This is a genomic window from Streptococcus oralis, assembly GCF_022749195.1.
In the GTDB taxonomy this organism is placed as follows: domain Bacteria; phylum Bacillota; class Bacilli; order Lactobacillales; family Streptococcaceae; genus Streptococcus; species Streptococcus oralis_CI.
On record NZ_CP094226.1, the window covers coordinates 1,439,819 to 1,452,861 of the forward strand.

Annotated in this window: 13 protein-coding genes; all 13 read right to left on the reverse strand. The window is 44.2% G+C overall.

Annotation, left to right across the window (positions count from 1 at the left end):
- Positions 1-53 precede the first annotated feature (53 nt).
- The 13 genes from MP387_RS07050 to MP387_RS07110 all read right to left on the reverse strand — a co-directional run bounded on the left by MP387_RS07050 (position 54) and on the right by MP387_RS07110 (position 13,016).
- Positions 54-1,184, reverse strand: coding sequence for an ABC transporter ATP-binding protein (locus MP387_RS07050; protein WP_000229944.1), 1,131 nt, complete (start codon positions 1,182-1,184; stop codon positions 54-56).
- Between the two features lie 113 nt (positions 1,185-1,297).
- A complete protein-coding gene (locus MP387_RS07055; RefSeq protein ID WP_242745903.1) occupies positions 1,298-2,167 on the reverse strand; it encodes a helix-turn-helix domain-containing protein in 870 nt (289 codons plus the stop codon).
- A gap of 3 nt (positions 2,168-2,170) precedes the next feature.
- Positions 2,171-2,557, reverse strand: coding sequence for a Mini-ribonuclease 3 (locus MP387_RS07060; RefSeq protein WP_000567909.1), 387 nt, complete (start codon positions 2,555-2,557; stop codon positions 2,171-2,173).
- Complete coding sequence (cysS, locus tag MP387_RS07065) at positions 2,550-3,893, reverse strand: cysteine--tRNA ligase (protein WP_242745904.1); 1,344 nt, start codon at positions 3,891-3,893, stop codon at positions 2,550-2,552. Before cysS ends, MP387_RS07060 begins: the two co-directional genes overlap by 8 nt.
- A 17-nt stretch (positions 3,894-3,910) precedes the next feature.
- Positions 3,911-4,432, reverse strand: coding sequence for a dihydrofolate reductase family protein (locus MP387_RS07070; protein WP_242745905.1), 522 nt, complete (start codon positions 4,430-4,432; stop codon positions 3,911-3,913).
- A gap of 8 nt (positions 4,433-4,440) precedes the next feature.
- Positions 4,441-5,205: a nucleoside phosphorylase gene (locus tag MP387_RS07075; protein ID WP_242745906.1), complete on the reverse strand. Its 765-nt coding sequence runs from the start codon at positions 5,203-5,205 to the stop codon at positions 4,441-4,443.
- A 13-nt stretch (positions 5,206-5,218) separates the two neighbouring features.
- Positions 5,219-5,419 (reverse strand): YdeI/OmpD-associated family protein, encoded by a 201-nt coding sequence (locus MP387_RS07080; RefSeq protein ID WP_008808365.1) that lies wholly within the window; start codon positions 5,417-5,419, stop codon positions 5,219-5,221.
- A gap of 49 nt (positions 5,420-5,468) precedes the next feature.
- Positions 5,469-6,086 (reverse strand): serine O-acetyltransferase, encoded by a 618-nt coding sequence (cysE, locus tag MP387_RS07085; protein WP_070657773.1) that lies wholly within the window; start codon positions 6,084-6,086, stop codon positions 5,469-5,471.
- A gap of 15 nt (positions 6,087-6,101) precedes the next feature.
- Positions 6,102-8,315 carry a polyribonucleotide nucleotidyltransferase gene (gene pnp, locus MP387_RS07090; protein WP_242745907.1) on the reverse strand — a complete coding sequence of 738 codons (2,214 nt, stop codon included), beginning with the start codon at positions 8,313-8,315 and terminating at the stop codon, positions 6,102-6,104.
- Positions 8,316-8,810: 495 nt separating this feature from the next.
- Positions 8,811-9,677, reverse strand: coding sequence for a methylenetetrahydrofolate reductase [NAD(P)H] (gene metF, locus MP387_RS07095; RefSeq protein WP_242745908.1), 867 nt, complete (start codon positions 9,675-9,677; stop codon positions 8,811-8,813).
- A gap of 94 nt (positions 9,678-9,771) precedes the next feature.
- Entirely contained in the window at positions 9,772-12,021 is a 2,250-nt protein-coding gene (gene metE / locus MP387_RS07100; protein WP_084880494.1) for a 5-methyltetrahydropteroyltriglutamate--homocysteine S-methyltransferase, read from the reverse strand.
- A 244-nt stretch (positions 12,022-12,265) separates the two neighbouring features.
- Positions 12,266-12,628 (reverse strand): TIGR02328 family protein, encoded by a 363-nt coding sequence (locus MP387_RS07105; protein ID WP_242745909.1) that lies wholly within the window; start codon positions 12,626-12,628, stop codon positions 12,266-12,268.
- A complete protein-coding gene (locus MP387_RS07110) occupies positions 12,612-13,016 on the reverse strand; it encodes a YbgA family protein (RefSeq protein WP_242745910.1) in 405 nt (134 codons plus the stop codon). The genes MP387_RS07105 and MP387_RS07110 overlap by 17 nt, the downstream gene beginning before the upstream one ends.
- Between the last annotated feature and the right edge of the window lie 27 nt (positions 13,017-13,043).

Below are 13,043 nucleotides of genomic sequence, written 5' to 3' on the forward strand. Positions count from 1 at the left end.
TAAAAGAAAAACACTGCCAGATTTCTCTAGCAGTGTTTTGACATTTCATTTGCTTAGTAGACTGTTTTTTCAGTTTCTACGTCGAAGAAGTGTGCTTTGTTCAAGTCAAATCCAAGTTCAACTGTTGCACCTGTTTGCAAGTAGTCACGAGCATCCACTTTTGCAACAAATTCGTCTTTACCAACTTGGCAGTAAAGGTGAGATTCTGAACCAAGCAATTCTGATACAGAGATAGTTGCTTTAACAACTGATTCTGGGAATGTTTCAAGGAAAGCAGGTTCTGCATTCACATCTTCTGGACGGATACCGAAGATCAATTCTTTTCCTTCGTAGCCTTTGTCACGAAGAACTTTCAAAGCACCTTCTGGCACTTTCAAGCGGAAACCGTCAGAAACAATTTCGCTACCAACCAATTTCACATTGATGAAGTTCATAGCTGGGCTTCCGATAAATCCTGCTACAAATTTGTTAACTGGGTTTTTGTAAACTTCTTGAGGGGTACCGATTTGTTCAACACGTCCGATAGTACCTGTACCAGCAGGGTTCTTAGTAGCTGACATGATAACAATACGGTCTGCAAGCGTCATTGCTTCTGTTTGGTCGTGGGTTACGTAGATAGTTGTAGCTCCGATACGACGGTGAATCTTCGCAATTTCAGCACGCATTGATACACGAAGTTTAGCATCCAAGTTTGACAAAGGTTCGTCCATCAAGAACACTTTTGCATCACGGACAATCGCACGACCCATGGCAACACGTTGACGTTGACCACCTGAAAGGTCAGCTGGTTTACGATCCAAGAATTCTTTCAAACCAAGGATTGCTGCAGCTTCTTGTACACGTTTGTCGATGTCTTCTTTGCTGTATTTACGTAATTTCAAACCGAAAGCCATGTTGTCATATACAGTCATGTGTGGGTAAAGAGCGTAGTTTTGGAATACCATGGCGATGTCACGGTCTTTTGGAGCTACGTCGTTGACAACCACACCATCGATAGATGCAGTACCTTCAGTAATGTCTTCAAGACCAGCAATCATACGAAGAGTTGTTGATTTACCACATCCTGAAGGACCTACGAAAACGATAAATTCCTTGTCTTTGATGTCCAAGTTGAAGTCTTCAACTGAATAGTGTTCGCTGTTTGGATATTTTTTGTAAATGTTTTTAAGATTTAATTCTACCATCGAGGTGAACTCCTTTTGTATTTTGATAGTTTTATTATAGATGAAAACGCTTTACTTTTCTATGGCAAGGTGACCAAAAAAATAAAAAAGTTCTGTGCAACTTGCACAAAACTTTAAAGAATATCTGGTAAAATCAACTGATAACACAAGGTAAGATCCGTTAACTCCTTCAACTGAAGCCCTGTCAATTCTTCCCATCTATCAATCTTGTATTGGAGAGAGTTGCGGTGCAGATAGAGTTGCTGAGCTGTCTTAGTCAGAACAGCACTGTTTTCCCAGAGAGAAAGAATAATCTCCTGAATCTGATCTTGGTCCAGAATCAACTGACGAAGGCAGTCTTTGATAATTCTATGGTCAACCAGTCCTTCCCCAAGACTCCAGAGATAGAGCTGTGAAAAAGTATGAACACCTTGATGACCTTGACGCCACCAAGCCTTAAACAAGTCCCGCTCCGCTTTGATCAAGTCTGATAGGGCTTGAGGGCCTGTCTGAGACCAAACCTGGCCTAACATGATAGACAGACGAAGGCCAAAGTCATACTCAACCGCTTCAATCGTATCAGATAAGATCGAGCGAACAGAGCTGTACTTATCTTGTTGAAGCACAAATACATAATCCTGAGCCCCAACCTGCAATACTGTCTGGCAGTTGGGAAAAAGAGTCCGCATCATGTCTAGCCAAGAGGATAGATTTTCCTGTTGGTAATAAGATAGATGGCAATAAACCAGCTGAAGCTTTTTGAAAGTTTGCGGTGCCCGCCCCTTCCCCTCAATCAGATAGGAATACCAAGGATTGAGCGAACGAGCCTGCTCCTGCTGGGTTAAAAGGGCAATTAACTGCTTTTCACGTTCGCTGAGCCCAGCTTCCTCCAGTAAAATCCACTGCTGAGAAGCTAAAGGGAGAGTAAGATAGCCTGGTTTCTCTACTGGCTGATCTGAAATCTGAGCTTCAGGAAACCAGTCCTGTAGTTCTTTTGCAATCATATTCTAGCCCTCCACTTTTTGGATGCACCAAGAAATTATGGTCTCTAGACGCTCCAGATTTTCAGTCAGATGGAGATAGCCCATGACCGCCTCAAATCCCGTGGACATACGATAAGTCACGACATCTGCATTTTTAGCCTTTGTGTGACTATTGGTATTGCGGCCACGTTTGTAGATTTCTTCTTCTTTTTCCGTCAGGACTTGCTCCTCCAACATGAGGGCAATCAGGCGAGCCTGAGCCTTGGCCGAGACATACTTGGTCGCCTCTTGGTGAAGTTTATTGGGTTTGGTCATGCCTTTGAGAATGAGATGGCGACGGATATACATGGAATAAACCGCATCTCCCTCAAAAGCTAGCGCAATCCCGTTAATGAGATTGACATCAATCACGAGTCCACCTCACTCCATCCTTGGTGTCAAGGAGCTTAATTCCTTGAGCAGCCAATTGGTCACGGATTTGGTCCGCTGTCGCAAAGTCACGATTGGCACGCGCTTCTTGACGTTTTTGGATTAAGGCTTCAATGTCTGCATCCAAAACTTCCTCAACAAAGACAATCCCAAAGACTTCCAACATAGCCGCAAGAGCTTCCTTAACACTTGCATCATAGTTGCCGGAGTTTATCCACTTGGCCAGCTCGAAGACAACCGTGATACCGTTGGCCGCATTGAAATCTTCGTCCATAGCAGCGGTGAACTTGTCTAGAAAGGCCTGAAGCTGAGCCGAATCTGCCTGACCAGTAAAAGGTTGCTCATAGGTATTCTTCAAATACTTGAGATTGGTCGCTGCATCGCGGACAGCTTTTTCCGTGAAATTAATCGGCTTACGATAATGCTGGGTAGCAAAGAAGAAACGCAGCACCTGACCATCAATGGTCTTGAGGGCATCATGAACGGTGATGAAATTACCTAGAGACTTGGACATCTTGACGTCATCAATGTTGACAAAGCCATTGTGCATCCAGTAGTTGGCAAAAGTTTTGCCTGTTTTTGCTTCTGACTGGGCAATTTCGTTGGTATGGTGAGGAAACTCCAAATCAGCTCCACCACCGTGGATATCAATGGTATCTCCCAAAATCTCTGTCGACATGACTGAACATTCAATATGCCAACCCGGACGACCAGGTCCCCAAGGACTGTCCCAAGAAATCTCGCCTGGTTTTGCAGCTTTCCAAAGAGCAAAGTCTACAGGATTTTCCTTGCGAGCCGTTTCTTCATCGGTACGACCTGAAGCACCCAGCTCCAAATCTTCCAAGGTTTTATTGGCCAACTTAGCATAGTTATGTGATTTTTCTACACGGAAATAGACATCCCCTTGACTCTCGTAGGCAAAGCCTTTTTCAATCAAGTCAGCGACAAAACGAATGATGTCCGCCATAAACTCCACTACACGCGGATGGCGAGTCGCAGGTTTCACGCCCAAAGCTGTCACATCCTCACGAAAGGCAGCGATGTACTTGTCCGCAACCTCCTGAGGCGTGATGCCTTCTTCCTTGGCACGGTTGATAATCTTATCATCCACATCCGTAAAATTGGAAATATAGGCAACTTCGTAGCCACGGTATTCAAAATAACGACGAATGGTATCAAAAGCCACCGTCGAACGGGCATTGCCCACGTGGATATAGTTGTAGACCGTAGGCCCACAGACATACATCTTAACCTTGCCGTCCTCAATAGGTACAAATTCTCGCAAATCACGAGACATGGTGTCATAAATTTTAATCATGCGGTCCACTCCCTTCTCTATTTCTGACTTTTTCGGCTGAAAACCAGCTCTGCAAAAGGGCCAAATTGTCTGAGGCTATCCAGTTGGTAAAAGCGCTGCCCTTCCTCTTGGGTAAAGAGGGGAACCCCCTTTCCTAGGATAAGGGGCGCTATCTGAATAATGAGGTGGTCGAAAAGATCCGCATCCAAGAGCGGTCCTACCAAGGAATTACCACCAATCACAAAGACATTTTTGCCTTTGTCAATCTGCTGAACAAAGTCCACCACATCCCCAGCTACTGGCTGGTAATTGCTGACAGGCAGGTGCCTATCATGCGTAAAGACATAGTTTTCCGTAGCTTGATAAAAACTTTCTACATCTTGCAAATCTTGGATTTCCTCAAAGGTCCGCTTGCCCATGATGGTAATATCCATTTGTCTGTAAAAGTCATCATAGCCTGTATCCTCTACAGAACCAAGCTGATACAGCCAGTCTATCCTGTGCTGGCTGTCTGCCAAGTAGCCATCCATGGTAATACAGCCGTAAAAATATACTGCCATTCTTGTAGTTACCTTTCTAGTTCCTTTGCTATTGTCAAAGCGATAGTAAAAAAGGTCATGACATCAGCTGTCCGCTCTTCATGCCGAGCATCCCAGGTTCGGTTATGATGATCCACATAGTCAGCTGTGTAGAAGAACTGATAGACCTTGGTCTTGCGAAATTGGCTCCAAGCTATGATAGCTGAAGCTTCCATGTCTACTACTTGAGCACCAGCAACCAAGCGACGCTTGACCTTATCAGGCGTTTCCCGATAAAAAGCATCAGTCGTCCAGGTCTTGGTGCGGATATGCTCTATATCGTGCTTATCAAAGATGGCTTCTAGCTTAACTAACAAAGACTCGTCATAAGCGACTTCGTCACCCGGTGGGGCATAGTGATAGCTAGTCCCTTCATCTCGCAAAGCAGCTGCAGGCAAGATAATCTTGTCAGCCTCAATTGAGCGGTCCAAAACGCCACAGGAACCTAGAATGATGAAATTTTTGAAGCCTCTGGTCGCCAACTCCTCCAGCTGGCCGACTATCATGGGAGCCCCAATTGGAGCCAACATAACTGCTAGCTTGCTAGGTCCTTGGCGGTAAATATACCATGGATGCTGTCCGTTGATGCTTTTCAAATAGCCTCCTTGATAGACTTCTTCTGACTCAATCAATCGTTTCAGAATTTCGCCATTAAAGGACAGGATGATGGTTTCGCATACCTCACCCTTGTCATGGACTGGCTTTTCAGTTGGCTCAATAACTGCTGCTACATCTTCAAATTCCTCTAATAGCATAACTTCTCTTTCTTTAAGGCTCCAGCAAATCCGCCTTCATTTTATTTAGACGGCGCAGTTTGGTCTCATCTTTTTTGGCTTCACTGATATAATGAGCCCATTCACGCTGGTGGCTAGGTGGCAATTTTATAAAGCGCTCCTTAGCAAGACCATCCAAGTGTTCTTGCAACTCAAGAACTGCCTGGTTCAAAATTGCATCTGATAAATCTGACATAGTTCTTACCTCCTGTCATACTTCACCTCGCTAACTTTGCTACCCTATCCTACAGACTTGATGAATGGTGACTGGCTTCACGGGCATGCTCTAGCTTGTCTAGATAGTATTCTCGTTTTTCTTCAACTTCGTGGATCGTCGGCTCATCTTTCTGTCCATGAACTCGGACGATCTTAGCTGGGATTCCGACAACTGTCACATCGCTCGGAACATCTGCCACAACCACTGCACCCGCCCCAACTTTGGCTTTCTCTCCAATTTCAATAGGGCCAATCACCTGAGCGTGGGCCGAAATCAGCGCCCCTTTTCGAACAGTCGGATGGCGTTTGCCAACATCCTTCCCTGTTCCACCAAGAGTCACTCCGTGATAGAGAAGAACGCCTTTTTCAACAATCGCCGTCTCTCCAATCACCAGACCTGAACCATGGTCGATAAAAACACCTGATTCTATCTGGGCACCCGGATGAATCTCAATCTGGGTCCAAAAGCGCCAAAACTGACTGTGCATCCGAGCCAGGAGTTTGAAGCCGTGCTTCCAGAGAAAATGCGAGAGACGGTGAGCCGCTAAGGCCTTTACACCTGGATAAGTCAGCAAAACTTCCAAACTGTTGCGTGCCGCTGGATCATTTTCTTTTACAATATCAATGGTTTCGCGCCACCATCCCATACATTTCTCCTTTTCTTATTCTGAATCTTTTGGTGTTTCTGTAACTTCTTTCTTAGGTTTGTGGTCCTTATGATAACGTGGACGGTGAGGTCGCTCAGACTTTTCACCTTTTTCTTCATGCTCAGGTTTTGGCGGACGAGGAAGAAGAGCCTTCATAGAGGCATCGATACGACCTTTTTCATCAATCTTGATAACCTTAACATCGACTTCATCACCGATAGCTACCAAGTCCTCAACACGGTTGGTACGAGTCCAAGCCATTTCAGAAATGTGCACAAGTGCATCTGTCTTATCAAAGAGGTTGACAAAGGCACCAAATTTCTCGATACGAACAACCTTAGCATGGTAAACTTCATCCACTTTGGCTTCACGAACCAAACCAGCGATGATTTCTTTGGTACGGTTAATGGCATCTTGGTCACTAGAATAGATAGATACATTACCTTCTTCATCGATATCAATCTTAACGCCTGTTTCAGCGATAATCTTGTCAATAGTTTCCCCACCCTTACCGATGACAATCTTAATCTTGTCCACATCAATCTTGATGGTATCAATTTTCGGTGCAGTTGGAGCCAATTCTGGACGAACTTCTGGAATGGTTGCTTCAATCACATCAAGGATTTCAAAACGAGCTTTCTTGGCTTGAGCAAGGGCCTCAGTCAAGATTTCTGCAGTAATTCCTTGAATCTTGATATCCATTTGAAGAGCTGTAATCCCGTCACGAGTACCAGCAACCTTGAAGTCCATATCTCCAAAGTGGTCTTCCAATCCTTGGATATCGGTCAATACTGTGTAGTTATTACCATCTGAGATGAGACCCATGGCAATACCAGCTACTGGCGCCTTGATTGGCACACCACCAGCCATAAGGGCAAGCGTTCCCGCACAGATAGAAGCTTGAGAAGAAGAACCATTTGATTCCAAGACCTCAGCTACCAAGCGGATAGCGTATGGGAATTCTTCCAAGCTTGGCAAGACTTGAGCAAGAGCACGTTCACCGAGAGCCCCATGACCAATTTCACGACGACCAGGCGCACCGTAACGACCTGTTTCCCCTACAGAGTATTGAGGGAAGTTATAGTGGTGCATAAAGCGTTTCTTGTACTCTGGATCCAAACCATCGATGATTTGAGTTTCTCCCATCGGAGCCAAGGTCAAGACTGAAAGGGCTTGAGTTTGGCCACGAGTAAAGAGACCTGAACCGTGCACACGAGGAAGAAAGTCAACAACCGCATCCAAAGGACGGATTTCATCAACCTTACGACCGTCAGGACGCACCTTGTCTTCTGTAATCAAACGGCGCACTTCAGCGTGTTCCATTTGTTCCAAGATTTCAGCCACATCACGCATAATACGGTCAAATTCTTCGTGGTCTGCATATTTTTCTTCATACACCGCAGTCACTTGGTCTTTAACTGCTTGAGTCGCAGCTTCACGAGCTAATTTTTCTTCTACTTGAACCGCTTTTTGAAGGTCACTGTTGTAGGCTGCGATGATTTCAGCCTGTAATTCAGCGTCTACATGAAGCAATTCCACTTCTGCTTTTTCCTTACCGACCGCAGCAACGATTTCTTCTTGGAAGGCAATCAATTCTTTGACTGCTTCATGCCCTTTGAGAAGGGCTTCCAACATGATTTCTTCTGACAATTCTTTGGCACCAGACTCAACCATGTTGATAGCGTGTTTGGTCCCAGCTACTGTCAATTCAAGAAGCGATTGCTCTGCCTGTTCTTGAGTAGGGTTGATAATGATTTGACCATCTACATAACCCACTTGTACCCCAGCGATTGGTCCGTCAAACGGGATGTCTGAAATAGAAAGTGCCAAGGATGAACCAAACATAGCTGCCATTGGTGCAGATGCATTTTCATCGTAAGAAAGAACTGTGTTGATGACTTGGACTTCATTACGGAACCCCTCCGCAAACATAGGACGGATTGGACGGTCAATCAAACGCGCTGTCAAAGTCGCATCTGTTGAAGGACGTCCTTCACGTTTCATAAAGCCACCAGGAAACTTCCCAGCCGCATACATTTTTTCTTCGTAGTTGACTTGAAGAGGGAAGAAATCCCCAGTTGCCATCTTCTTAGACATAACGGCCGCAGTCAAGACAGTTGACTCACCGTAACGCACAACAACCGAGCCATTTGCTTGCTTAGCAACCTGACCAGTCTCTACGATTAACTCACGACCCGCAAAAGTCGTTTGAAACACTTGTTTTGTCATTTTAATCCCCTTTGGATTGATGAAATTATACGCCTTGCCTACAAAGATCAAGATACTAAGGTCGCAAAAAGCAAAGTAAAAATAGGAAACTGGCGAAGTCTTCGATGAAGACAAGACAGTTTATCTTTTTTTCACAGCTTTTCGGCCGAGTTCAATTTTCAAGATACAAATCATTAGAAAGGTTTGATGCTAAAGCATCTAATCCTTTCACGCTAATCGCTATTAGGCGATTAGCTAAATGCTTTACTAACTCTCTCGTCAAATAACATCGATTTGACTCGTTCGTGTCGCTCAAACTAAATACTGAAAAGAACAAATTATGAAAAAATTTCTATCATAAAATTGAGAATCGACAAAGCCTTTAACACTTTTATACCCTCATCTTTGTATCAAGTACGTACAGAGTCTATTTTATCATATTTTTCTTAAAAAGTGCGGGCTTTTCTATTAAAAAGGAACCATTCCCCTCACCTGAGAAGAATGGTTTGCTTTTTATTATCCTAAAGACTGATGGTTAAACAAGGCATGGGTTGCTTGGTGGATGTATTTTGCTGTTTCAGCATTGTTCATAGTGTAGAGATGCACACCTGCGACATCCTGAGTTACCAAGTCCACGATCTGATCCACGGCATAGGCAAGTCCTGCTGCTCTGAGCGACTCAGGGTCATGCTCATACTTGTCTAAGATGGCCTTAAATTTACGTGGAAGATGGATATTCTCACAAGTCTTCAAGAGACGAAGCGCTTGATTACGGTTAAGAATGGGCATGATCCCCGCATGAATAGGAACATCAATCCCTGCCAAGGTACACTTGTCTTGGAAATCGTAGAAACGCTCATTGTCAAAGAAAAGTTGCGTTACGAGGCTGGAACAGCCTGCATCCACTTTCTTCTTGAGATTTTGAATATCTGAGATTTGGTTTGGCGAGTCAGGATGCCCCTCTGGGTAGCAAGCGCCAATAATATCAAAGTGAGGAGCTTGTTCCTTGATGAACTCGATCAAATCTGTTGCGTAGCGGAAATCCTTTTGCGGTTCCACATCAGGGATAATATCCCCACGCAAGGCCAAGATTTTCTGTACCCCAACCTTATCCAAGTCTGTAATGGTTTCAGCAACCTTTTCCTTGGTCAGATAGATAGCTGGCAAGTGGGCAATGGTTGGAATCGCCAAGTCATTCTGGATAAAGTCAGCCAAACGAACCGTTGTTTCCTTGATATTAAATTTATTATTGCTGGCAGTCACACTGATAAAGTGCGGTGTCAGCTCCCGCATATCCTGCAAGGCTGAAATAATTTTATCATTACCTACAGCTGGGTTTGGAGGGAACACTTCAAATGAAAGTGACGGAGTTTGGCGTGACATAGTCATTATCCTTTTCTTTTTGATTTCATGATTGCTAAGCCGGCTTGGGCCAAGCAGTTCCTTGATCAGTCAGTGTCACGAGAGAAATCTTATCTTATAATTTCTCACGCGCAGCTTTTGCTGCTTCGACAAGGCGGATCAAGCTTTCTTTTGTTTCTGGAATACCACGTGTTTTCAAACCACAGTCAGGGTTGATCCAAACTTTCTTGCTTGGAACTTTGGCAAGAATAGCATCGATTGTGTGGTCAATTTCGCCTTCATTTGGCACACGAGGTGAGTGGATATCGTAAACCCCAGGTCCCACTTCTGTTTGGAAGTTTTTCGCTTTGAGTTCGTCTAAGATTTCAAGGTTTGAACGGCTTGCTTCAAAGGAAATAACGTCCGCATCCATGTTGTCAATAGCTGGGATGATATCTGTAAATTCTGAGTAACACATGTGAGTGTGGATTTGAGTGTCTGGCGCTACTGTTGAGTGTACCAAGCGGAAGGCTGGAATAGCCCAGTCAAGGTAGTCTTCGTACCAGTCGCTACGACGGAGTGGCAATTTCTCACGAAGAGCAGCCTCGTCGATTTGGATGATTTTCACACCTGCAGCTTCAAGGTCAAGAACTTCATCCTTGATAGCAAGAGCGATTTGGAGAGTAGAATCCTTGATAGAGATGTCTTCACGTGGGAATGACCAGTTAAGGATGGTAACAGGTCCTGTCAACATACCTTTAACAGGTTTGTCAGTACGGCTTTGTGCGTAGCTAGACCATTTGACAGTGATAGGGTTAAGACGAGTCACATCACCCCAGATGATTGGTGGTTTCACCCCACGCATACCGTATGATTGTACCCAACCATTCTTAGAGAAGAGGTAACCTGACAAGTTTTGACCGAAATACTCAACCATGTCGTTACGCTCGAATTCACCGTGAACAAGCACGTCAAATCCAACTTCTTCTTGCCATTTGATCCATTCGTCGATGGTTTCAGCAAGAAAGGCATCATATTCTTCTTGTGACAATTCACCCTTACGGAAGGCCAAACGTTTGGCACGGACTTCCTTAGTTTGAGGGAATGAACCGATGGTTGTTGTTGGAAGGGCTGGAAGTTTAAAGGCTTCTTCTTGGATGGCTTCACGTTCTGCAAAGGCTGGCAAACGAGTGTAGTCTGCGTCTGTCAATCCAGCGATGCGCGCACGAAGTTCTGCGTTTTCACCCACACGTTCAGTCGCAAAGAGTTCTTTGTTAGCTGCAAGTGCTTCTGCACCTTGACCATTGCGGATAGCATCCAAGTCACGAATCTCATCCAATTTTTCAACTGCAAAGGCAAAGTGGTTCAAGATAGCTGGTTCAAATTCTTCGTTAGCTGTTGTAAATGGCACATGAAGAAGTGAGCATGAGCTAGTCAAAACGATGTTTTCAGCTGGGATTTGCTCAAGAACAGCCAAGCTCTTTTCATAGTTGTTACGCCAGATGTTTTTACCATTGACAATACCTGCATAGAGAGTCTTGTCAGCTGGAAAACCACCTTTAACGAGTTCAAGAGTTTTCTTACCTTCAACGAAGTCCAAACCGATGGCATCAACTGGCAAGTTCACAAGATCAGAGTAGACGTCACGAACGTCACCGAAGTAAGTTTGAAGCAAGACTTCAAGACCTTTTTTATCAGCCAAAAGTTTGTTGTAGAGGTTCAAGAAGAGAGCTTTTTCTTCAGCTGTCAAATCTTTTACAAGAGCAGCTTCGTCGAGTTGGATGCGAGTTGCACCAAGTTCAGCTAATTTAGCAAAAACTTCTTGGTATGCAGCTACTAAGCTATCTACGAAGTCTTCAGCTTTCACGCCTTCTTCAAAGTCTGACAATTGAAGGAAAGTGAATGGACCTACAAGAACAGGACGAGTGTTGAGACCAAGTTCTTTAGCTTCTTGGAACTCATCGAAAATCTTGTGACCTGCAAGTTTAACTTGAGTGTCTTTTTCAAATTTAGGCACGATGTAGTGGTAGTTGGTGTTAAACCATTTCTTCATCGGAAGGGCACGAACATCACCTTTTTCTCCCTGGTAACCACGACCCAAAGCAAAGTAACGCTCAAGGTCAGACAAGTCCAAGTTTTGAACTGAAGCAGGTACCACGTTGAAAAGGAAAGCTGCATCTAGGAAGTTGTCATAGTGAGAAAAGTCATTTGATGGGATTTCAGTGATGCCTTTTTCTTTGACAATGTTCCAGTGTTTTGCACGCAATTCTTTAGCCGCAGCCAAGAGTTCTTCTTCTGAGATTTCTTTTCTAAAGTATTTTTCAGTTGTAAATTTTAATTCGCGGAATTCGCCCAAACGAGGGAAACCGATGATCGTAGTTGACATGATGTGTCCTCCAAAATTTGTTGTTGAAACTATCTTAACAGAAAAGAAAGGGTCTGTATAATTGTAAAAAATTAGGCTTTGATATAGTTTGAAACTATATCACTCTTTTGGACAAAAGAAAAAGACTTGAGACCAGTGTCTCAAATCCTTTGTATTGCTCGTTTTATTGCTGTATTTTAGTTGGAAAGCTCAAACGAGCCATTGATGATTCTCATCAGTGACTATGGCTTGTTATTAGAAAAGACTATAGGTTGATCCCCTTCTCACGGAGATTAGCCAGACACTCCTCATAGTATTCTGCATCATGTTCACTATAGATGGGCTTGCCTAGCTTCTCCTCGAGTAAGTCTTGATACGGAGGACAGGTCTTACCACGGTAGTTCTTGTCCAGCCACTCTGGACTGACATTGTAGCCACGGATTGCCATCTCCTCCATGATCAAGCGATGATAAGCATAGAGTTGATAGGGCGAGTGAGTAAAGACATAGTCCACCGTCGCATGCTTTCTCCCCCAGCCATTGCCACGCAATGCGCAACACTCTCGATGCTGCCCCAAAAGTTGCGGACGGGGAAGTTGTGAAATCAAATCCTCATGCCAAAGTCTCATGGGAGTCTCCTTTCAGTAAAGTCGAATGTTGCAAGTAACTATTTGGATAGCGATCAAGCAAGTCTAGAGTTTTAGCGATCAAGTCTTCCTTGGAAGCCTGACCAAAGCGGTAGCGATCCAGTAAGAGCATATAGTCTTTGCGCTCAGCATCTGTCGCTTTCTTTTTGAAATAGCCCCAAACATGCTGAAAGGCATTGCAAACCTGACCCCTGTGTTCTGGGATTTGACAGGCACGATCAATCATCTCTTGAACCTGACTCAGCTCCACCTCTTCATTCTTCAAGTATTGGCGAATCTCATTGTAAATATTACTGGAATGGCTCAAAACGAGATATTTGTTTCTAGCCCATAGTTGTTGGCACTGGGATTTTTGATTAGTTTGTTCCATGTTTCTCCTTACTTTCTATCAGTTTCC